This is a genomic window from Paucimonas lemoignei (assembly GCF_004342585.1).
Lineage (GTDB): Bacteria > Pseudomonadota > Gammaproteobacteria > Burkholderiales > Burkholderiaceae_D > Paucimonas > Paucimonas lemoignei.
Genome location: NZ_SLZQ01000006.1, coordinates 226,247 through 246,656 on the forward strand (window position 1 = coordinate 226,247; position 20,410 = coordinate 246,656).

The following is a 20,410-nucleotide window of genomic DNA, read 5'->3' on the forward strand; positions in this document are numbered from 1 at the left end:
AACATGACCGTGATGAGAGCGCTGAAAGTTGAGTCAATTGCCGGTACGACCATGGCGCCTCATGGCAGTCCGGTCTTCCTTGCAGTCGCTTAGCGCAGTCAAATGCAAAGACGTCAGCTTTCGATAAGGCTTCACTGTTGATCTGGTTTATATGAGTAAAACGAATAAGGAATGGCAAAAGTATTCGTTCTTTTTTTAATGCCAGACCTTTAATCTTGAATCTCCCGCAACTCAATTGCCGTATAGGATAAAAATATGCTGTTGAAAAAATTACTCCAGGTTGGTATCGCTCTCGCGCTCACCGTGCCGGCTGTGCACGCTGCCGAAGTCTCCTTGCTGAATGTGTCCTATGACCCGACCCGCGAGCTGTACCAGGATTTCAATGTCGCCTTCACCAAGTATTGGAAAGCCAAAACCGGTGATGACGTCAAGATCAGGCAATCGCATGGCGGCTCCGGCAAGCAGGCCCGTTCCGTGATCGACGGCATCCAGGCCGACGTTGTGACGCTGGCCTTGGCTTATGACATCGACGCGATTGCCGAAAAAGGCTTTATTGCCAAAGACTGGCAAAAGCGCCTGCAGCACAATAGCGCGCCTTACACCTCGACCATCGTCTTCCTGGTCCGCAAGGGCAATCCAAAAGGCATCAAGGATTGGAGTGACTTGATCAAACCGGGCGTGTCCGTGATCACGCCAAATCCGAAAACTTCCGGCGGCGCCCGCTGGAACTACCTCGCAGCCTGGGCCTATGCACTGAAGCAGCCGGGCGGGACTGACGCCAGCGCCAAGGAATTCGTCGGCAAGCTGTTCAAGAATGTGCCGGTGCTGGATTCCGGTGCGCGCGGTTCGACCACGACGTTCGTGGAACGCGGTATCGGCGACGTATTGCTGGCCTGGGAAAATGAAGCCATCCTGGCCATCAAGGAACTGGGTCCGGACAAGTTCGACATTATCGCGCCGCCCCAAAGCATCCTGGCCGAGCCGCCGGTAGCCACCGTCGACAAAAATGTCGATAAGCGCGGTACCCGTCAGGTCGCTGAAGCATACCTGCAATACCTGTATTCCGACGAGGGCCAGGAGGTCGCTGCGAAAAATTACTACCGGCCGATTTCGGAAAAGATCGCCAAGAAGTATGCAGCGCAATTCCCGAAAGTGAAGCTGTTCACCATCGATGAAGTCTTCGGCGGCTGGACCAAGGCGCAAGCTGCGCACTTTTCAGACGGCGGCAGCTTCGATCAAATCTACCAGCCGGGCAAGAAGTAATCGAGGGCCTTGGGGCATATCCGGGAGAAGAAATGAGCATATTGTTGATTGCGGGTAGCCCCTCGGCACCATCGCGTTCCAGCCGGTTGTTGCAATACGCCGCAGAGCAGCTGGCCCTGCGTGGCCAGCGCACCACTACCCTGGAGGTGCGGACTTTGCCAGCCCAGGCACTGGTCCACGCGGAATTCGGCAATGCCGGACTCAAAGCAGCACAGGCTTTAGTAGCAGAAGCCGATGCAGTCATCATCGGCACGCCGGTGTACAAGGCGGCATACAGCGGCCTGTTGAAATCTTTTCTGGATATCCTGCCGCAGGATGGACTGGCAGGAAAACTGGTCTTGCCGCTGGCAACCGGCGGCAGCCAGTCTCACATGCTGGCTCTGGACTATGCCTTGCGCCCGGTGCTGAGCTCGCTCTCCGCGCGACACGTTTTACCGAGTATCTATGCCACCGATGCGCAAGTCATCTGGTCGGAAGAAAACGGCTTGTCCATTGACCCGGCCATCCTCGCCCGCCTGACGACAGGTATCGACAGCCTCACGGCAAGTTTGCTGGCCCTGCAGGAAGCGGCCGTCACGGAATACGAGCCAGTTCATTTCTCGCAAGTCCGATGTAGCGTTTGATAGTACAGCTGCACAGTATTTTCTCGTTCTAACCCAGCCCTCGATCGCGAATGCCATGCCGGGATTTCACCCGGCAGAGGGAGGGCTTTTTCAAAAAATCACAAACAAGGGGAATTCGCATGACTATCTCGCATACAAAACGCGATGCCAAGCGCCGCACACTTGGCCTGATGTTCGCGGCGGCAGCAGGCGCGCTGGCATTCTCGCTGCCAGGCGGCGCCATCGCGCAGGAAAAGAGCGTGCTGCGCATCGGTTATCAAAAATACGGCACCTTGACCATCCTCAAAGCACGCGGCACGCTGGACAAGCGCCTGGCGGCACAAGGCATCGAGGTGCAGTGGCGTGAATTCCCCGCCGGGCCGCAATTGCTCGAAGGTCTGAATGTCGGCAGCGTCGATTTCGGCACGGTCGGCGAAGCGCCGCCCATCTTTGCACAGGCCGCCAATGCCAACCTGGTGTATGTCGCCAACGAGCCGCCGGCGCCTGCTGGCGAGGCGATCGTCTTGCCGAAAGATTCGCCGATCAAGTCGGTCGCCGAGCTGAAGGGCAAGAAGATCGCGCTGAACAAGGGCTCGAATGTTCACTACCTGCTGGTCAAGGCACTGGAAAAGGCCGGCGTCGCTTACTCGGATATCCAGACCATCTATCTGCCGCCGGCCGATGCGCGTGCCGCCTTCGAGCGCGGCAGTGTCGATGCCTGGGTGATCTGGGATCCATTCCTCGCCGCCGCGGAAAAACAGATTGGCGCGCGCGTTCTGGTCGACGGCAAGGGCTTGGTCAGCAATCACCAGTTCTACCTGGCGTCGCGTCCCTATGCGGAAAAGAACCCGGAAATAGTCAAGATCATCATCGACGAGTTAGCCAAGGCCGATGAGTGGGGCGCGAAAAACCTCAAGGAAGTCACCGCCATCCTGGCTCCGCAACTCGGTCTGGAACCGCCAGTGGTCGAACTTGCCGCTTCGCGTTTTTCCTATGGCATCAAGCCGATCAGCGAAGCCGTGCTGGCCGAACAGCAAAAGATTGCTGACGTATTTACCAATCTGAAGTTGATCCCGAAAAAACTCAACATCAAGGATGCTGTCCTGCCGGGCAAGCTGTAAGGAATAGTCATGAGTCTGAATGTTTTCTGGTTTTTACCAACACACGGCGATAGCCGTTATCTGGGCACCACCAAGGGCGCGCGCGAGGTGAGCTACGATTATCTGCGCCAGGTGGCTGTTGCAGCGGATACGCAAGGTTACGACGGCGTGCTGATCCCGACCGGACGTTCTTGCGAGGATCCCTGGGTCGTCGCGTCCAGCCTGATTGGCGCCACCAAGAACCTGAAGTTTCTGGTGGCGATTCGCCCGGGCCTATCCACGCCGGGCCTGGCCGTGCGCACCGCTGCGACCTTCGATCGCCTCTCCGGCGGCCGCTTGCTGGTGAATGTCGTGACCGGCGGCGACCAGGGCGAGCTCGAAGCCGACGGCTTGTTTGCCGATCATGCCGAGCGCTATGAAATTTCCTCCGAATTCCTGCGCATCTGGCGGTCCACGCTGGCTGGCGAGGGCGGCGACAAGGGCTTCGATTATGACGGCAAGCATATCAAGGTAAAAGGGTCCAAGCTCATGTACCCGGCTGTGCAAAAGCCGTATCCGCCGCTGTATTTCGGCGGCTCTTCCGAAGCCGCGCACGACCTGGCGGCGGAACAGGTTGACGTCTACCTGACCTGGGGCGAGCCGCCGGCAGCGGTGGCCGAAAAGATCGCCGATATCCGGGCACGCGCCGCCAAGCATGGCCGTACCGTGCGTTTCGGTATCCGTCTGCATGTGATCGTTCGCGAGACCAACGAGGCTGCCTGGAAGGCCGCGGATGAGTTAATTGCGCACCTGGATGACGATGTCATTGCCAAGGCTCAGGCAGCATTTGCCAAGATGGATTCGGTTGGACAGCGGCGCATGGCTGCTCTGCATGGCGGACGACGCGACAAGCTGGAAGTGTCGCCCAATCTGTGGGCCGGCGTGGGCCTGGTGCGCGGCGGCGCAGGAACCGCGCTCGTGGGAGATCCGCAGACAGTGGCTGCGCGCATGCAGGAATATACCGATCTCGGCATCGAGACCTTCATCTTGTCAGGCTATCCGCATCTGGAAGAGTCCTATCGCTTCGCCGAGCTGGTTTTCCCCTTGATCGGCAAAGGCAAGTCGGGGCAATTCTCCGGTTCGCTGACAGGCCCGTTCGGCGAAATGGTCGCTATCGACATCCTGCCCAAGGTATCGGCAAGTTAAGGAGATTTTCATGTCCGCTACTTCGACAGCAACGGTAATTCCTGCAACGGTGGCGCCTGGCGCAGTCAAGCCAGTGTCGTCGACGAATGGTGTGCTCGCCAGGCTGGCGCCATGGGTGGTGCCGGCCGCCCTGGTCCTGGTGTGGGAGATCGCCGCGCGCACCGGCTGGCTGTCTTCGCGCGTGCTGCCGGAACCATGGGCAGTGGTCAAGGCATTCTGGGAGTTGACGATTTCCGGAGAGTTGTGGACGCATGTCAAGGTCAGCCTGTGGCGCGCGCTTGGCAGCTTTGCCGTCGGCGGCGGTCTGGGATTGCTGCTTGGCCTTTTGACCGGCACCTTCAGGATTGCGGAAACCTTGCTCGATACCACGCTGCAAATGATCCGCAATATCCCGGCGCTAGCCCTGATTCCACTGGTGATCCTGTGGTTCGGGATCGATGAAGCGGCCAAGCTGTTCCTGGTATCCATCGGTGTGTTTTTTCCGGTTTATCTGAATACCTTTCACGGCATTCGATCGGTGGACAAGGGCTTGATCGAAATGGCGAAAAGCTACGGCTTGTCAGGCTGGCCGCTATATCGCGACGTGATTTTGCCGGGCGCCTTGCCATCGATCCTGGTCGGCGTGCGCTTTTCGCTGGGACTGGTTTGGGTGCTGCTGATCGTGGCGGAAACCATTTCAGCAGTGTCGGGCATCGGTTACATGACGATGAATGCACGCGAATTCCTGCAAACCGATGTCGTCCTGGTCGGCATTCTGCTGTATGCCTTGCTTGGCAAACTCGCCGATGCATTGTCGCGCGGACTGGAACGCTTCTGGCTGCGCTGGCATCCGGGCTACCGCTAATCGAATACGGAGCAATCATGCAAATCAATCCGGTTGAACAGGCAAGAATTCATGACGTGACTGCCATCCCGGCAGAGAAGTCGAGCCGTCGTGGCATCCGCATCGAGATCGAAGATTTGTCCAAATCGTTCGCTGGCCGCAAGGTGCTGCATAACCTGAACCTTGAAATCGAAGCGGGTGAGTTCGTTGCAATCGTGGGACGCAGTGGCTGCGGCAAGAGCACGCTGTTGCGCCTGGTTGCCGGGCTGGAGAGTGCTGACAGCGGACGCATCGCTTACGAGTCGGGAAATGAAAAGCCTGAGACGCGCATCATGTTCCAGGATTCGCGCCTGCTGCCCTGGAAGCGCGTGCTGACCAATGTTGCACTGGGGCTGGACAATGGCAGACAAGCTGCCAGATACGCTCTGCGCCAGGTCGGCCTCGAAGATCGTGCCGATGAATGGCCTGCGGTGTTGTCCGGCGGCCAGCGTCAACGGGTGGCGCTGGCACGGGCACTGGTGCACGAGCCGCAATTGTTGCTGCTCGATGAACCCCTGGGTGCGCTGGATGCCCTGACTCGCATCGAGATGCAGCAGTTGATCGAAAACTTGTGGCAACAACGCGGCTTCACTGCGCTGCTGGTTACCCACGATGTGCAAGAGGCGATTGCGCTGGCCGACCGCGTGCTGCTGATCGAAGACGGCCGCATCACGCTGGATGAGCGCATCGCGCTGCCGCGTCCGCGTGCACGCGGCAATGTCCAGTTTGCCCAACTGGAGGAATACATCCTGGCGCGCGTGCTGCAGCATCCTGCTTCGCGTCCGGACGCGCAACTTGGCGATGTGTCGCTGCAGCGCACCGTCAACCAGGTTGCATGGGCAATTTAATCATTCAGCTAAAAATTCTTATTCATACCTTCACCGTTTTTCATTATTCATTTCAGGAGAAATCATGAGCATTCAAGCCATCAACGTACGTAACCAGTTCCGCGGCAAGATCAAGGCCATCATCGATGGTCCGGTCGTTTCCGAAATCGACGTCGAAACTCCTGCTGGCATCGTCACTTCCGTCATTACGACTCGTTCGGTCAAGGACCTCGGCCTGCAGATCGGTTCGGAAGTCGTGGCGCTGGTCAAGGCGACCGAGGTATCGATCGCCAAGATCTGACAAAGCTCGCGCAGTCACTCAGCCGCAACGGAGGCCCCATGTCATTTCCCGTACTGGAAGATTATCTCGGTCGCCTGCGCCGGTCGACCGGCATGCCATCCAGTGTCTGGATCGATTCCGAAGGGCGGGCGCAGGGGCGCTACTTCAATTGCACCCTGACGTCCGCCTTTCAACCGATTCGCCAACTGGGCACGGATCGCGTCGCAGGCTTCGAGGCTTTTGCCCGCAGCTATTCGGAACAGGGAAGCGGGCTGGCGATATGGAAGCTGCTCGACCATGTGGCCAATGATGATGAATCGGTTGAGCTGGACCGCTTGTGCCGCATGCTGCATGCGATTAATTTCTATCGGCAGGCGGGCACTGACACGGCAGATCTTTTCTTAAGCGTGCATGATCGTTTGCTGGCTGCGGTAAGCGGCAACCACGGAGTGGCATTTCGCCGCATCCTTGCCGGACTCGGCTTGCCGATTTCGCACATTGTTTTGCAACTGCCGCCGATCACGCCGAATCAGGGATGGTTGCTGAACTACGTGGCCAACAACTATCAGCTGAACGGGTTTCGCATCGCCATCAATGCCGCCCATGCCAAAGAAGCTTTGCATCTGTTGACCCAGGTGCATCCTGCAGCGGTCAAGATCGATGCACGGGAAATAAGCGACTTGGCGGCAGTGCGGGAATTGCTGGATGCGGCTTGTGCGCGAGACATCCAGGTGATATTCAAGCGCGTGGAAAGTCAGGCAGTCTTGAACAGTTTGCAAGAACTATCCAGTGAAACCGGTAGAAAAATACTTGTGCAAGGCTACCACCTCGATTCACCCGCACCGACATTACATTCACATGAAGAAATACAAGTTGGAGATGCCATAAATTAACATTTAAGATGCGTGACTTTCGCACAACAAGATAGGTCTGGATTTTTTGACTTGCTACAAATCTAGTAAAGAAATAGTTAAGTCGCCATAAAGGTTCATATCAATTTGTTACATCTTTAATCAAAATTCAGCCTATTAAATTCAGGAATGTTGTATTTCCGCAGCTCAACTGTCGATTTGTAATGTTCCTGTCATCTGAGATGCGTAACATCTTGGTATCGCTAATAAGCGAGTAATTAAAGCAGTTTTCCGATGAGAGAAAAGAGTGCGTGAATGCACATGCACGACAGACGATGCGGGCCTTTTGGGCTGCTTTCGAATTTTTTGCGGGAAATTGTTAACACGGTTTTATTGACAACTCTGGGAGTAATAAATGAAGAAGTCCCTCCTTGCACTGGCAGTTTTGGGTGCATTTGCAACCATCGCTCAGGCACAAACCAATGTACAGATTGGTGGCCGTGTTCAGGCTGACGTTAAGAACTATAAAGTTGGCAATGTGAATACAAACCCGGCAGCGGGTGGCACGGCAGGTCGCGTTGCAAAGAACGAACTGCGTGTAGACGACGATGAAACTTCCCGCTTTTGGCTCAGTGGCACTGAAGATCTGGGCGGGGGTTTGAAGGCTTTGTTTTATGTGGAAAACCGTTTCAATACCGATCAGCGTCAGTCGACCGGTGGTGCTACTGGTGCAGGCTTAGCTGATGGCAATACTTATTTGGGTCTGTCCGGTGCTTGGGGCCAAGTGACTGCTGGTAAACACACCTTCATGGAAGATCAAGGCAATGCTGTACAGTATGGCATCAAAGGCGGACAGGCTTTGCCTAACGGCCTGCTGGGTAGCAAGGCTATCCTGAACTATGTGGATGCTGCCGGTACCGCTAACCGTCTTACCATTAGCAATACCCGTGTTGCCAACTCTGTTCATTACATTTCACCGAACTTCAGCGGCTTCAAGGCCACCTTCGGGTACTCGACAAATCCCGACGGTAACGAAGGTACGATCAACGGCGCCACCAACTACAGCAAAGGCCAAGGCTACTTTTTGGCCGGTAACTACAGCAATGGCCCGATTTATCTGAATGCCGCCTACTGGAATCACACTATCGAAGGCAAGCCTGCTACCGGCGACGAAAAAGCACTTCGTTTGTCAGGTTCGTATGCATTCCCGTTCGGCCTGAAGGTTGGTGCTCAGTGGGACCGCTCTTCGGTTGAAGGTGTCGGTGTAGGCGGCCGTGACGCCGAGCGTAATGCATGGCAAATCCCGGTCAGCTATCAAGTCGGTGCGCATACTGTTCTTGCCCACTTCACCAAGGCAGGTGACATCAAGGGTGAAGCAAATTCGGGCGCCAAAATGTGGTCCGTCGGTTATGACTATGCGTTGTCCAAGCGTACCAATGTCGGTATTTTCTACGGCAAGTTGGATAATGATTCCAATGCCCGTTACCAAATGGAAGGCGCTGGCGATTCTCGCAATGGCTCCGCCTTGCTGGCTGGCGAATCAGCCTCGCTCATCGCATTGGCTGTGAAGCACGTCTTCTAAGTCAGCTTACCGGTTATCGATGATTTTTAATTTCCGGTAAAAAACGGGCGCTTCGGCGCCCGTTTTTTATTCCGCCTTTATAAATGATGCTACGGTCTGAGTCATCTCAATTCTCATTAGCATTGCCAATCCCTCCCTCCATATGCATTTTTATTCTATAAACATGCAGAAATATTCGTTCTTTTTATAACTTTTGAGTGCAATTATTGCTGCCTGATAGTCGTAAATGTAATAAGGGGCGGTAATGCAGGCAGTAAATATTTCTCATACATACCCGGCCAAGGGTGTTCCAAGAGTGATGCCGGGATTCCATTTATCCCTGGGATTCACCCTCTTTTACTTGGGCTTGATTGTCCTGATTCCTTTGTCGGCAATCTTCCTGAAGACTTTTACCTTAACTTGGGAAGCATTCTGGCATGCGATTTCGTCCGACCGGGTGGTGGCTTCCTACCAGCTGACCTTTGGCGGTTCCTTGCTGGCGGCTTCGATCAACGTGGTATTTGGCGGCATCGTCGCTTGGGTGCTGGTGCGCTATCGCTTCCCGGGAAAGAAAATCATCGATGCACTGGTGGATTTGCCGTTTGCCCTGCCGACGGCGGTTGCCGGCATCGCGCTGACCGCGCTCTACACACCCAATGGCTGGATCGGCCAGTATCTTGAACCGCTCGGCATCAAGGTCGCCTTCACGCCGCTGGGTGTCTATATCGCCTTGACCTTCATCGGTTTGCCATTCGTCGTGCGTACCGTGCAGCCAGTGCTGGAAGAAGCCGAACGCGAACTCGAAGAAGCCGCCGCGAGCCTCGGCGCGAGCCGCTGGCAAACTTTCATCAAGGTGATTTTCCCCGGCATTACTCCCGCCTTGCTTACAGGCTTTGCGCTGGCATTCGCGCGCGCCACCGGCGAATACGGCTCGGTCATTTTCATCGCCGGCAATATGCCGATGGTGTCCGAGATTACGCCGCTATTCATCATCACCAAGCTTGAACAGTACGACTATGCCGGCGCTACCGCGATTGCCGTGGTGATGTTGCTGGTGTCGTTCGGCCTGCTGTTGACAATCAATTTGCTGCAAGCCTGGACCCGCAAACGCGGCCAGTCGAATAAGGAATAAGGAAGTCATGTCCGCTACCGCTACATTACCGCTCGGGAATCAGGGACGCATCGAGCCTGCCTACGTGCCGGCTGCAACCCAGGAGCCGCTCTGGGTGCGCATTACGCTGATCGTCGTCGCGCTGGCATTTCTGTCGCTATTCCTGTTCATTCCTCTCATCGCCGTTTTTGCCGAGGCGTTCAAGAAGGGATGGGATGCCTACGTCGCCGCCATCATCGAGCCCGATGCCTGGGCCGCGATCAAGCTGACCTTATTGACTGCGGCGATCGCCGTGCCGCTGAACCTGGTGTTTGGCGTGGCTGCCGCCTGGACGATTGCCAAGTTCGAATTCCGTGGCAAGAACGTGTTACTGACTTTGATCGATCTGCCGTTTTCCGTGTCGCCGGTGATTTCCGGCCTGATCTATGTGCTTCTCTTCGGCGCGCAAGGCTGGCTCGGCCCCTGGCTGCAGGAGCATGACATCAAGATCATCTTTGCCGTGCCGGGCATTATTCTGGCCACCATCTTCGTGACCTTTCCATTCGTGGCGCGCGAACTGATTCCGCTCATGCAGGCACAGGGCACGGAAGAAGAAGAAGCCGCGCTGGTACTCGGCGCATCCGGCTGGAAAACGTTCTGGCACGTGACGCTTCCCAATATTAAATGGGGCCTGTTGTACGGCGTCATCCTGTGTAATGCCCGCGCAATGGGCGAATTCGGTGCCGTGTCCGTCGTATCCGGCCACATCCGAGGTGAAACCAACACCATTCCGCTGCAGGTCGAGATTCTCTACAACGAGTATGCATTTTCGGCTGCCTTTGCCGTGGCATCGCTGCTGGCCTTCCTGGCGCTGGTGACCCTGGCATTGAAAAGCTTCATCGAATGGCGGTTGCGAGACGAAACAAACCGGCCGGAGCTGGAACAGTAGGGAACACGGTCAAGTCGGGCAGGGCATTCTTGTCCGGATCAGATGGAATCAACGAAGTGAGTAAAGATCATGGCAATCGAAGTCAAACATATCAATAAGCGTTTTGGCAATTTCGTCGCGCTGGATAACGTGTCCCTGGATTTTCCGGCTGGGCAGTTGACCGCGCTGCTGGGGCCGTCCGGTTGCGGCAAGACCACGCTGTTGCGCATCATTGCCGGACTCGAGCAGCCGGATCTTGGCCAGGTGATCCTCGACGGTGAAGATGCCTCGGCGCGCCACGTGCGTGAACGCCAGGTCGGCTTCGTGTTCCAGCACTATGCATTGTTCAAGCATATGACCGTGTTCGAAAATATCGCGTTCGGCCTGCGCGTCAAGCCGCGCCGCGAGCGTCCTTCCGAACAGGAGATTCGCAAAAAGGTGCTCCGCCTGCTGGAACTGGTGCAGCTCGACTGGCTGGCCGACCGTTATCCGCCGCAACTCTCCGGCGGTCAGCGCCAGCGTATCGCCCTGGCGCGCGCCTTGGCAGTTGAGCCGCGCGTGCTGCTGCTGGACGAGCCGTTCGGCGCGCTCGATGCCAAGGTGCGCAAGGAACTGCGCCGCTGGCTGCGTCGCCTGCATGACGAACTGCACGTCACCAGCATCTTCGTCACCCATGACCAGGAAGAGGCGCTCGAGGTCGCGGATCAGGTGGTCCTGATGAACAAAGGAAAGGTGGAGCAGATCGGTGCACCTGCCGAGGTCTACAACCACCCGGCATCGCCTTTCGTCTATGGATTCCTCGGCAACGTCAACCTGTTCCATGGCCGCTTGCATGAAGGCGTGCTGGATGCCGGCGGCGTGGCGCTCGATGCGCCGGATCATGCCGCCATACGCGATGCGCAGGGTGTCGGTTTCGTGCGGCCGCATGAGCTGGAGGTCGAACGCTTCAGCCCCGAAGCTGAAGGCATTGCCGTACGCCTGAAGCGCGCACATGCCATTGGCCCGCTGGCGCAGCTTGAACTCGAGCGCAATGATAACCTTGGCATGATCGAAGCCGTCATCTCCAGCGATCGCTTTGCCTCACTGCAGTTGCAGGAAGGCGACGCGCTCGTGGTAAGGCCGAAGCGCTTGCGTGTCTTCGTGGATCAACCTCTCAACGAGGAGGCGGTATGAATTTCCAGCAATTGCGCTCGGTGCGAGAAGCGGCGCGCCATGGCTACAACCTGACGGAAGTGGCCAATGTATTGTTCACTTCCCAGCCAGGCGTGAGCCGCCAGATCCGCGAACTGGAAGAAGAGCTGGGCGTCGATATCTTCGAGCGCAATGGCAAGCGATTGACCGGACTGACCGAGCCGGGCAAGGGCATTCTCGATATCATCGAGCGCCTTCTGCTGGAAGCGGAAAACCTGCGGCAGGCCGGTCTTGAATATTCAGGCAAGACCAGCGGCACGCTGACCGTTGCCGCCACCCATACCCAGGCGCGCTATGCCTTGCCCAAAGTTGTGCAGGCATTTCGTACCTCGTTTCCGGAAGTGCGTATCGCCCTGCAGCAGAGTTCTCCTGAACATATCGCGCAATGGGTCATTTCCGGCAAGGCGGACGTGGGCATTGCCACCGAAGGTCTGAGCCAGTTCGAGGAGTTGGTGTCTTTCCCTTGCTATAACTGGAACCACGTGGTCGTCGTGCCGGAAGGGCACCCGCTGCTGCAGGAAAACAGCATCAGCCTGCAGGCGCTGGCTGCCTGGCCGCTGATCACCTATGACGTGGGCTTTACCGGTCGCGGCCATATCGACGAGGCTTTCCGCAAAGCCGAGATCACGCCGGACATCGTTTTAACGGCGATGGATTCCGATGTGATCCAGCAGTATGTCGCGCTGGGACTGGGTGTCGGGATCGTCGCATCGATGGCGGTCGAGCAGGGCTCCCATAACGGCTTGCGTCATATCGCAGTCGACCACCTGTTCGCCGCCAACGTCACGCGCCTGGCCGTGCGGCGCGGAGCGTACCTGCGGTCCTATACGTACGATTTCATCCAGCAGTTCGCCCCGCAATTAACGCGCAAGGAAATCCAGACGGCGCTACTGGGCAGCGGCGAGTAGGGAGTAAAGGCTGAGCCCGTGCGATTTGCCGGGTGCGATTGCTGCAGCCCAGGCAAATGTTAGCCGCGCACGCCGCGAAGAGCCGAAGCGCATTCCCGCACCAGCGCCGGGCCGCGATAGATCAGACCGGAATACAGCTGAACTAGGGATGCGCCGGCAGCGATCTTGGCACGTGCGCCAGCCGCGTCAAGGATGCCGCCGACACCGATGATCGGCAGGGCATCGCCCAGTTCGGCTTTCAAGCCGCGAATGACGGCGTTGGACAATTCAAATACCGGCGCACCTGACAAGCCGCCAGTTTCCTGCGCATGCGGCAAGCCTTGTACAGCGTCGCGCGTAATCGTCGTGTTGGTGGCGATGACCGCATCGATCTTGTGTCGCAATAATGCTGCAGCGATTTCTTTCGTTTGTTCTGAATCGATGTCAGGCGCGATCTTCAGCGCCACCGGCACATAGCGCTTGTGCTGGTCCGCCAGCCGTAGCTGCGCCGTCTTCAGTTGCGACAGAAGGGAATCCAGTTCCGAAGCGCCCTGCAACTGGCGCAGGTTCTTGGTATTCGGGGATGAAATATTGACGGTGACATAGCTGGCGTAGGGATAAACCTTTTCCAGGCAATGCAGGTAGTCTTCCACCGCGCGTTCGATCGGCGTATCGGCATTCTTGCCAATGTTTAAGCCGATCACGCCTTCGCGGTTCCGGTAAAAGCGGGAGGCCTGCACATTGGCGACGAACGCATCGACGCCGCCATTATTAAAGCCCATGCGGTTGATGATGGCGTTGGCTTCCGTTAGGCGGAACATGCGGGGCTTGGGATTGCCCGGCTGCGGGCGCGGCGTCACGGTGCCGATTTCGATGAAGCCAAATCCGAGCGATGCCAGCGCATCGATATACGCGCCATCCTTGTCCAGGCCGGCGGCCAGCCCGACCGGGTTGGCAAAGTTCAAGCCCATCAACGTGCGCTCATCACGTGCTGGCTTCGGCATCAACCGTGTGAGGCCTAGTGCATCGGCTTTCTTCAGCGAATTGAGGGTCAGATGGTGGGCCGATTCGGCATCCATTGAAAACAGACAAGGGCGGGCAAGCGAGTACAGGAGTTTGTCGGACACAGGCAATCCAGCGAAAAATGATTCGTCCCGCTCAGGATGGCGGAACGCAAAGTCCGCTATTTTAACGCGCCGGCGTGCCCTTATCCATGTGACACATTACTACGGGCTCTTAGTGTCCTGCTGCTTGTCCAGTGTCACAAGTTTTCCCAATGCCCCATGCGCAGCGCCTGCAGCGGACGGAAATTGATCTTGTACGCCATTTTACGGCTTTCATGGATCCAGTAGCCGAGATAGACGTAATGCATGCCGAGGCGGCGCGTTTGCTCGATCTGCCACAGGATGTTGTAGGTGCCGTAACTGGCACCTTTCACGTCCGGATCGTAAAAGGTATAGACGGACGATAAGCCGTCATCCAGCACGTCGATGATGCTGACCATGCGCAGCGTGCCGTCCGGCTCGCGGAATTCCACCAGGCGCGTATTGACCTTGCTTTGCAAAAGAAACTGCGCGTACTGGTCGCGACTGTCCTGGTCCATGCCGCCGCCGGCGTGCCGCACCGACTGGTAGCGCAGGTACAGTTCGTAATGGTCATGCATGTACGTCAGGTTGGTGATCTGCGCAATCAGGTCGCTATGCCGCCGCCAGGCGCGCTGCTGGCTGCGATTCGGCACGAAATCCAGCGCCTGCACGCGCACCGGCGTACAAGCCTGGCAGCCATCGCAGTACGGCCGGTAAGTAAATATGCCGCTGCGGCGGAAGCCGTTCTGCACCAGCCCGGAATAGACATCCGCATTGATGAGGTGGGATGGCGTGGCCACCTGCGAGCGCGCCTGCCGGTGCTCCAGATAGCTGCACGGGTAGGGGGCAGTCGCGTAGAACTGCAGGGTGGAAAACGGAAGATCCTTCAGGTGCGTCATGGGCTCGTTGTCACCAGTTGATTGACCGCATTAGTCTCAATAATTTAACCGATTGTGTGCCTGCTTTCATACTGGATTCAAAATAAAGAAATTGGTTTCCAACATGCGATACCCGGCTGTTCGCTCGCATGACGAACATGCGTCAGAAAGCTGCTGCGCGGGATCGGCATGGCTCCCAGTGATGCCAGGTGACGCGTCTCTTGTTGACAATCAATCATCGTCACGCCGTTTTCTTTCAAAAAATGCACGAGGTAAGCCAAGGCGATCTTGGAGGCATCGCTTACCCGCGCAAACATGGATTCGCCATAAAACATGCGCCCGATGCACATGCCGTAGGCACCGCCTACCAGTTTGCCATTGCGCCAGGTTTCCACACTGTGCGCATAACCCTCGCGATGCAGGGCGCCGTACGCTGCGATGATGTCTTCGGAAATCCATGTGCCCGGTCCGTCGACACGCGGTGCCGCACACGCACGCATGACTTCTTCAAACGCAAAGTCGAAGCGGATTTCCCAGTCGCCGCTGCTTGTACGGTTGCGTTCGACTTTCTTCAGCGTTTTTTTCAAGCTGTCGGAAACATGGAAGTGCTCGGTCATCAACACCATGCGCGGGTCCGTGCTCCACCAGAGAATCGGTTGGCCTTCGGAGTACCAGGGGAAAATTCCCTGTCGATATGCGCTTAATAGACGTTGTGGCGACAGGTCCGCGCCTGCGGCCAATAGTCCTGCCGCGCCATCTTCTTCCGTTAATGCCAGGGAAACATCCGGAAAAGGGGAGTCGATCTCTAACCACTGAATCATTGCCATGCTCTAGTTTGCACCAAAAAATTGCACAAGTGCGGTGCGCAGCCCGTTTGATGCCGGATTGAATAAAAAAATTCCCATTAAAAACAATGGCATAGCGATTCGCACCAAAATGGAATAAGAATTGCTTTATAGAAGCCCATTTTCGTGATTTTGCACATTTATTGGGAGCGCTTCACATGGATGGGATGAAAACAGGTACCGATGCCTTATTTATATTGCTCGGAGCCATCATGATTCTAGCAATGCACGCCGGCTTCGCTTTTCTTGAACTTGGCACGGTCCGCAAGAAAAACCAAGTCAACGCCCTGGTTAAAATCTTAGTCGATTTTGCCATTTCCACGGTGGCGTATTTTTTCGTCGGTTACAGCATTGCCTACGGCATCAACTTCTTCTCCAGCGCCGAAGTGCTTGCGCAAAGAAACGGCTATGAACTGGTGAAATTCTTTTTCCTCCTTACCTTTGCCGCGGCGATTCCCGCCATTATTTCCGGTGGTATTGCCGAGCGCGCCAGGTTTTATCCGCAGTTGACTGCGACCGCTGTGCTCGTGGGACTTGTTTATCCATTTTTTGAAGGGATCGCCTGGAATCACCATTTTGGTGTGCAAGCCTGGCTCAAAAGTGCGTTTTCAGCGGAATTTCACGATTTTGCCGGTTCCGTCGTGGTGCATGCGGTAGGCGGATGGATTGCGCTGCCGGCAGTGATACTGCTGGGCGCACGGCGTGGCCGCTATGCCAAGGATGGCGGCATTACCGCTCATCCTCCTTCCAGTATTCCCTTTCTTGCGCTCGGCGCCTGGATACTGACTGTCGGCTGGTTCGGGTTCAACGTCATGAGCGCGCAAACCGTTGGCGCGATGAACGGCCTGGTTGCCTTGAATTCGTTGATGGCAATGATCGGCGGCACCCTGATGGCATTGGCGATGGGGCGGAACGACCCCGGTTTCGTCTATAACGGGCCGCTGGCTGGCCTGGTCGCCATCTGCGCAGGCTCCGATCTCATGCATCCGCTGGGCGCGCTGGTGACCGGTGCAGTGGCGGGCGCCATTTTCGTTTATCTGTTCACGCTTACGCAAAACAAGTGGAAGATCGATGATGTGCTCGGTGTCTGGCCGCTGCATGGCTTGTGCGGTGCCTGGGGCGGGCTGGCTGCAGGGATTTTCGGGCTGCAGGCTCTAGGTGGCCGCGGTGGCGTGGCGTTTGCCTCGCAATTGATCGGCACGCTGATGGGCATCGCCATCGCGCTTGCCGGCGGCGTAATCGTCTATGGCGCAATCAAGATGCTGGTGGGATTGCGCCTGGATCCTGAACAGGAATTCAATGGGGCGGACCTGTCGATTCACAAGATCGGCGCCACCCCGGAACGGGAGCTCAACGGCTGATCGGTTTGGCGATGTCCTGGGTGTGGAAGCCGAAAGGCATTCCTTCCCGGGCCTTGCTCAGATCGGCAAAGAAGAATTTCAATGTCTGCGCAACCGTGGAGAAAGCCAGGTCTTCCCAAGGAATTTCGGCTTCCGTGAACAGCCTCACATCAAGGCTTTCAGTGCCGGCGGCAAAATCCAGGTCCAGCAGGCGGGCGCGATAATACATGTGCACCTGGTGAACGTGCGGGACATTCAGAAGCGAAAACAGCGGCTGCAACGCAATGCGTGCACCGGCTTCCTCTTCCGTCTCGCGGATTGCCGCTTCCGCCGTGGTTTCCTCGTTTTCCATGAAGCCGGCTGGCAGGGTCCAGTAGCCATAGCGCGGTTCAATGGCGCGCTTGCACAGCAAGATGCGGGTCGTGCCGTTTTCTTCCCATACAGGTATGGAGCCAATCACCATCTTGGGATTTTGATAGTGAATCGTGCCGCATTGCTGGCAGACATAGCGCGGACGATTATCGTCCGGCGGAACCATCAGCGCGACCGGATGCGCGCATTCTGAACAAAATTTCATACAGAGTGAAAAAAGCGTCTAAAGAATGGATCTGCTAGAGCTGGCAATGAGTGGAGCGCATTTGTTATCAAGTGTACCACCTGTGCTCAAGCGCATCGCCAGATATCTTTATTTGCAATGTGCGTGGATTCGTTGTATAGTTACGAACTCAGACGCGGGGTGGAGCAGTCTGGCAGCTCGTCGGGCTCATAACCCGAAGGTCGTAGGTTCAAATCCTGCCCCCGCAACCAAAGTCTTGAAGCTTCCCGCCCAATCATTACCTCCTCACGGGCGCCGGAACGCAGTATCTCCAGGTTCTCTAGCAAACGACATCCAGGCACCGGTCGTTTAAAAACTCTGCAAACTAAATAAAAACTTGCCGTGCAAGAGCCGTACATGATTACAGCTGAGGCCAAGAAAGTCCTCGAAACCGCATTGCTGTGCGCGCATGAGCCATTGTCGATCAACGATCTGAAAAAGTTATATCTCGCCCATGCGGATGCCGAAGAAGAAATCGGTGCCGACGCAATCAGGCAAATGCTTGGGGAACTGCAGGGGGATTGGGCCGACAAAGGTATTGAGCTGGTTTGCCTTTCGACGGGCTGGCGATTTCAAAGTCGCCCCGAGATGAAGGTCTATCTTGACCGACTGAATCCGGAGAAGCCGCCGAAGTATTCGCGTGCGACCATGGAAACCCTCGCGATCATTGCTTACCGTCAGCCGGTAACGCGTGGCGATATCGAGGAAATCCGCGGCGTGACCGTGAATTCGCAAACCATCAAGATGCTGGAAGATCGCGGCTGGATCGAATCCATCGGCCATCGCGACGTGCCAGGACGTCCCTCGCTCTTTGCTACGACCAAGCAGTTTCTTGATGATCTGGGCTTGACCTCGCTGGATCAGTTGCCGCCTCTGCAGCAAGTCGCCGCCGGGGAACTGCAAGAGGGAAGCTTGCTCGAAATCCAAGCGCTGGAAGCAAGCTTGCAAGAGAATCTGAATCAAGCGACTGCCGAATCGCCTCAATCCTCAGAGCAGGATGGCGTGGCGCACGTTCACGATGAGGTCGGAATCGAGGCTGAAGTGCCCAGGGCTGCCGAAGCAGTAGAAACCAATGAGGCTGCCGATGTCGCCGAGATGGCGGCAGCTCCCGATATTGAAGAGGCGCCAGCAAGGGAAGAGCCCGCAGCTGTGGCCGACCCAACACTTCCCGGTGATGCGGCGCCGCCTGTTGCGACGACACCTGCCGGGAATGACCAGGATAACCAAGAAACAAACGATGAATCTGCCCAACCCTGATGATGCAATGGTGGCATCCGCCGCTCCTTCTACCGTGGATACGCCGGCCCCGATTGCCGAACAGCCGGACTCGCAGGCATCCGAATCGCGCCAGGACGCGACAGGTGGCAAGCCCGTCAAGCGCGGTTTGCGCGGCCCGCGCAACATGCGGCGCAATCGTGCCGCCCAGCGCGCTGCCGCGGCCGCGGAAGCGGGTTCTGCGGAAGCAGTCGCGCCAGTGACGGAATCCTCTGAATCGTCGGTGGCGTCCGCCGAAGCGCAAGCGCCGCGGCGCGGCCCCAGAGAGCCTCGCGACAATCGTCAAAAGAGCGGTAAGGCCGGCGCCAAGCCGGGGGCGGTGAAAGGGCAAGGACAAGGTCGCGGCAAGCCGCAGGCTGGTGCCAAAACGGGCGGCAACGACGCCGACGACGTCTTTTCATTCGTAACGTCCGATGCCTTCGATCAGACAATGTCCGATACGGAATCCGGGGGGAGACGCGGTCCTGCGAAAAGCAGTGCGCGCCGCGACCTGACCGCGGATGACGATGCGCCCAAGCTGCACAAGGTGCTGGCCGATGCCGGCCTTGGCTCGCGGCGCGACATGGAAGAAATGATTATCGCCGGACGGGTTTCGGTCAATGGCGAGCCGGCGCACATCGGTCAGCGCATTCTGCCGACCGACCAGGTGCGCATCAACGGCAAGCTGATTCAGCGTAAAGTCAGCAAGCGTCCGCCACGCGTGCTCGTCTATCACAAGCCGGCTGGCGAAATCGTCAGCCACAGCGACCCTGATGGGCGCCCCTCCGTATTTGACCGTTTGCCGACCATGAAGACTGGTAAGTGGCTCGCGGTTGGTCGCCTGGACTTCAATACCGAAGGCCTGCTGCTGTTTACCACTTCCGGTGATCTCGCCAACCGCCTGATGCATCCGCGCTATGGCATCGACCGCGAATACGCCGTGCGCACACTGGGCGAACTGGAAGAAGGGATGCGCCAGAAGCTTTTGGCTGGTGTCGAACTTGAAGATGGCGTTGCACAATTTTCCCGCATCGCCGATGGCGGCGGCGAAGGCATCAATAAGTGGTATCGCGTAACCATCGGTGAAGGGCGCAACCGCGAAGTGCGCCGCATGTTCGAGTCGGTCGGCTTGACTGTCTCGCGCCTGATTCGTACCCGCTATGGCATGCTGACTTTGCCGCGCGGTCTCAAGCGTGGACGCTGGGAAGAGATGGATGAAAATGCCGTGCGCGACCTGATGCATATGACCGGGCTTGAAAAGGGCGCCGGCCAGAGTGGCGCTGCCAAGGGACGCAATCCTCGCCAGGCGCAAGGGCAAGCCGATGGCGGAAAGGGGCAGCACCGCAGTCAGGGAGCTGGTCAGGGGCGCCAGCAAGGTCAGGCGCGCAGCCGTCAGCCGGATCCCTTGCAAACAGCGCTGGGTTTTGCTGGCATGGACCAGCAGCCGCGCCGCCGCAGCGGTGGCGCAGGCGGCCAGGGACGCGGTCGCAGTCAGGGGCAAGGGGCTTACGGCTATGGTGCCGGAGTCGGCGTCATGCAAGGCCCCGGCGTACGTCGGCGGTCGCGGGGCTAGGGCGGCATCAAGTGCGCAAACTTATTTGTGCACAATGGGCCCGGATAAAGTTGATTTTAAGAAAATAAATTTAACGGGCCGCCGACTGGCTTCTGCATCCACGCATTGCAGGCAAATCTCCATTCGTTTATAATTCTGTGTTTACAGAAGTAGGTGCGCAAGTTCTTCCGGGCTGAATGCCAGCGGAGCTTGAATCATAAAAAAGATGGGCGG

General features: G+C 57.2%; 20 protein-coding genes and 1 tRNA gene. 17 read left to right on the forward strand and 4 right to left on the reverse strand.

All coding sequences use genetic code 11. The annotated features are described in order from the left end of the window. Positions 1-255 precede the first annotated feature (255 nt). The 13 genes from EDC30_RS11545 (at position 256) to EDC30_RS11605 (ending at position 12,648) form a co-directional block, all read left to right on the forward strand. Positions 256-1,263 carry a sulfate ABC transporter substrate-binding protein gene (locus EDC30_RS11545; RefSeq protein ID WP_132258988.1) on the forward strand — a complete coding sequence of 336 codons (1,008 nt, stop codon included), beginning with the start codon at positions 256-258 and terminating at the stop codon, positions 1,261-1,263. A gap of 32 nt (positions 1,264-1,295) precedes the next feature. Beyond that, the gene (gene ssuE, locus EDC30_RS11550; protein ID WP_132258989.1) at positions 1,296-1,886 is read left to right on the forward strand and encodes an NADPH-dependent FMN reductase; all 591 of its coding nucleotides are present in this window, start codon (positions 1,296-1,298) and stop codon (positions 1,884-1,886) included. A 119-nt stretch (positions 1,887-2,005) separates the two neighbouring features. Beyond that, positions 2,006-2,986 carry a sulfonate ABC transporter substrate-binding protein gene (locus EDC30_RS11555; RefSeq protein WP_132258990.1) on the forward strand — a complete coding sequence of 327 codons (981 nt, stop codon included), beginning with the start codon at positions 2,006-2,008 and terminating at the stop codon, positions 2,984-2,986. Between the two features lie 9 nt (positions 2,987-2,995). Beyond that, on the forward strand, positions 2,996-4,150 hold the full coding sequence (ssuD, locus tag EDC30_RS11560; protein ID WP_132258991.1) for an FMNH2-dependent alkanesulfonate monooxygenase: 1,155 nt from the start codon (positions 2,996-2,998) through the stop codon (positions 4,148-4,150). Positions 4,151-4,160: 10 nt separating this feature from the next. Next, positions 4,161-4,994, forward strand: coding sequence for an aliphatic sulfonate ABC transporter permease SsuC (gene ssuC, locus EDC30_RS11565; protein WP_132258992.1), 834 nt, complete (start codon positions 4,161-4,163; stop codon positions 4,992-4,994). Between the two features lie 17 nt (positions 4,995-5,011). Then, the gene (locus EDC30_RS11570) at positions 5,012-5,860 is read left to right on the forward strand and encodes an ATP-binding cassette domain-containing protein (RefSeq protein ID WP_132258993.1); all 849 of its coding nucleotides are present in this window, start codon (positions 5,012-5,014) and stop codon (positions 5,858-5,860) included. Between the two features lie 64 nt (positions 5,861-5,924). After that, positions 5,925-6,140 carry a TOBE domain-containing protein gene (locus EDC30_RS11575; protein ID WP_132258994.1) on the forward strand — a complete coding sequence of 72 codons (216 nt, stop codon included), beginning with the start codon at positions 5,925-5,927 and terminating at the stop codon, positions 6,138-6,140. A 38-nt stretch (positions 6,141-6,178) separates the two neighbouring features. Next, positions 6,179-7,012, forward strand: a complete 834-nt coding sequence (locus EDC30_RS11580; protein ID WP_132258995.1) for an EAL domain-containing protein — start codon at positions 6,179-6,181, stop codon at positions 7,010-7,012. 373 nt (positions 7,013-7,385) lie between these two features. Next, positions 7,386-8,552, forward strand: coding sequence for a porin (locus tag EDC30_RS11585; protein ID WP_132258996.1), 1,167 nt, complete (start codon positions 7,386-7,388; stop codon positions 8,550-8,552). A gap of 244 nt (positions 8,553-8,796) precedes the next feature. Then, on the forward strand, positions 8,797-9,663 hold the full coding sequence (gene cysT, locus EDC30_RS11590; protein ID WP_132258997.1) for a sulfate ABC transporter permease subunit CysT: 867 nt from the start codon (positions 8,797-8,799) through the stop codon (positions 9,661-9,663). A 7-nt stretch (positions 9,664-9,670) separates the two neighbouring features. After that, on the forward strand, positions 9,671-10,570 hold the full coding sequence (gene cysW / locus EDC30_RS11595; protein ID WP_132258998.1) for a sulfate ABC transporter permease subunit CysW: 900 nt from the start codon (positions 9,671-9,673) through the stop codon (positions 10,568-10,570). A gap of 69 nt (positions 10,571-10,639) precedes the next feature. After that, positions 10,640-11,722, forward strand: coding sequence for a sulfate/molybdate ABC transporter ATP-binding protein (locus EDC30_RS11600; RefSeq protein WP_132258999.1), 1,083 nt, complete (start codon positions 10,640-10,642; stop codon positions 11,720-11,722). Continuing rightward, the gene (locus EDC30_RS11605) at positions 11,719-12,648 is read left to right on the forward strand and encodes a CysB family HTH-type transcriptional regulator (RefSeq protein ID WP_132259000.1); all 930 of its coding nucleotides are present in this window, start codon (positions 11,719-11,721) and stop codon (positions 12,646-12,648) included. The genes EDC30_RS11600 and EDC30_RS11605 overlap by 4 nt, the downstream gene beginning before the upstream one ends. A gap of 59 nt (positions 12,649-12,707) precedes the next feature. On the opposite strand, the gene EDC30_RS11610 is transcribed toward EDC30_RS11605, so the two are convergent. The 3 genes from EDC30_RS11610 to aat form a co-directional block, all read right to left on the reverse strand. Then, positions 12,708-13,754, reverse strand: coding sequence for a quinone-dependent dihydroorotate dehydrogenase (locus tag EDC30_RS11610; protein WP_132259001.1), 1,047 nt, complete (start codon positions 13,752-13,754; stop codon positions 12,708-12,710). 134 nt (positions 13,755-13,888) lie between these two features. Next, positions 13,889-14,611 carry an arginyltransferase gene (locus tag EDC30_RS11615; RefSeq protein WP_132259002.1) on the reverse strand — a complete coding sequence of 241 codons (723 nt, stop codon included), beginning with the start codon at positions 14,609-14,611 and terminating at the stop codon, positions 13,889-13,891. A 77-nt stretch (positions 14,612-14,688) separates the two neighbouring features. Then, positions 14,689-15,411 carry a leucyl/phenylalanyl-tRNA--protein transferase gene (gene aat / locus EDC30_RS11620; protein WP_132259003.1) on the reverse strand — a complete coding sequence of 241 codons (723 nt, stop codon included), beginning with the start codon at positions 15,409-15,411 and terminating at the stop codon, positions 14,689-14,691. A gap of 182 nt (positions 15,412-15,593) precedes the next feature. Between aat and EDC30_RS11625 the strand changes: the two genes are divergently transcribed. After that, on the forward strand, positions 15,594-16,796 hold the full coding sequence (locus tag EDC30_RS11625; RefSeq protein ID WP_132259004.1) for an ammonium transporter: 1,203 nt from the start codon (positions 15,594-15,596) through the stop codon (positions 16,794-16,796). Here EDC30_RS11625 and EDC30_RS11630 read toward each other — a convergent pair. Then, positions 16,786-17,352, reverse strand: coding sequence for an NUDIX hydrolase (locus tag EDC30_RS11630; RefSeq protein WP_132259005.1), 567 nt, complete (start codon positions 17,350-17,352; stop codon positions 16,786-16,788). The genes EDC30_RS11625 and EDC30_RS11630 overlap by 11 nt on opposite strands. 153 nt (positions 17,353-17,505) lie before the next feature. Here EDC30_RS11630 and EDC30_RS11635 point away from each other — a divergent pair. The 3 genes from EDC30_RS11635 to rluB all read left to right on the forward strand — a co-directional run bounded on the left by EDC30_RS11635 (position 17,506) and on the right by rluB (position 20,197). After that, a tRNA-Met gene (locus EDC30_RS11635) sits at positions 17,506-17,582 on the forward strand. Positions 17,583-17,727: 145 nt separating this feature from the next. Next, positions 17,728-18,627, forward strand: a complete 900-nt coding sequence (gene scpB / locus EDC30_RS11640) for an SMC-Scp complex subunit ScpB (protein ID WP_132259006.1) — start codon at positions 17,728-17,730, stop codon at positions 18,625-18,627. Next, positions 18,608-20,197 carry a 23S rRNA pseudouridine(2605) synthase RluB gene (gene rluB, locus EDC30_RS11645; protein WP_132259007.1) on the forward strand — a complete coding sequence of 530 codons (1,590 nt, stop codon included), beginning with the start codon at positions 18,608-18,610 and terminating at the stop codon, positions 20,195-20,197. Before scpB ends, rluB begins: the two co-directional genes overlap by 20 nt. Positions 20,198-20,410 lie beyond the last annotated feature (213 nt).

Coding starts and splice junctions, on each gene's coding strand:
- EDC30_RS11545 (WP_132258988.1), top strand. CDS start 256: ATGCTGTTGAAAAAATTACTCCAGGTTGGTATCGCTCTCGCGCTCACC.
- ssuE (WP_132258989.1), top strand. CDS start 1,296: ATGAGCATATTGTTGATTGCGGGTAGCCCCTCGGCACCATCGCGTTCC.
- EDC30_RS11555 (WP_132258990.1), top strand. CDS start 2,006: ATGACTATCTCGCATACAAAACGCGATGCCAAGCGCCGCACACTTGGC.
- ssuD (WP_132258991.1), top strand. CDS start 2,996: ATGAGTCTGAATGTTTTCTGGTTTTTACCAACACACGGCGATAGCCGT.
- ssuC (WP_132258992.1), top strand. CDS start 4,161: ATGTCCGCTACTTCGACAGCAACGGTAATTCCTGCAACGGTGGCGCCT.
- EDC30_RS11570 (WP_132258993.1), top strand. CDS start 5,012: ATGCAAATCAATCCGGTTGAACAGGCAAGAATTCATGACGTGACTGCC.
- EDC30_RS11575 (WP_132258994.1), top strand. CDS start 5,925: ATGAGCATTCAAGCCATCAACGTACGTAACCAGTTCCGCGGCAAGATC.
- EDC30_RS11580 (WP_132258995.1), top strand. CDS start 6,179: ATGTCATTTCCCGTACTGGAAGATTATCTCGGTCGCCTGCGCCGGTCG.
- EDC30_RS11585 (WP_132258996.1), top strand. CDS start 7,386: ATGAAGAAGTCCCTCCTTGCACTGGCAGTTTTGGGTGCATTTGCAACC.
- cysT (WP_132258997.1), top strand. CDS start 8,797: ATGCAGGCAGTAAATATTTCTCATACATACCCGGCCAAGGGTGTTCCA.
- cysW (WP_132258998.1), top strand. CDS start 9,671: ATGTCCGCTACCGCTACATTACCGCTCGGGAATCAGGGACGCATCGAG.
- EDC30_RS11600 (WP_132258999.1), top strand. CDS start 10,640: ATGGCAATCGAAGTCAAACATATCAATAAGCGTTTTGGCAATTTCGTC.
- EDC30_RS11605 (WP_132259000.1), top strand. CDS start 11,719: ATGAATTTCCAGCAATTGCGCTCGGTGCGAGAAGCGGCGCGCCATGGC.
- EDC30_RS11615 (WP_132259002.1), bottom strand. CDS start 14,611: ATGACGCACCTGAAGGATCTTCCGTTTTCCACCCTGCAGTTCTACGCG.
- aat (WP_132259003.1), bottom strand. CDS start 15,411: ATGATTCAGTGGTTAGAGATCGACTCCCCTTTTCCGGATGTTTCCCTG.
- EDC30_RS11625 (WP_132259004.1), top strand. CDS start 15,594: ATGGATGGGATGAAAACAGGTACCGATGCCTTATTTATATTGCTCGGA.
- EDC30_RS11630 (WP_132259005.1), bottom strand. CDS start 17,352: ATGAAATTTTGTTCAGAATGCGCGCATCCGGTCGCGCTGATGGTTCCG.
- scpB (WP_132259006.1), top strand. CDS start 17,728: ATGATTACAGCTGAGGCCAAGAAAGTCCTCGAAACCGCATTGCTGTGC.
- rluB (WP_132259007.1), top strand. CDS start 18,608: ATGAATCTGCCCAACCCTGATGATGCAATGGTGGCATCCGCCGCTCCT.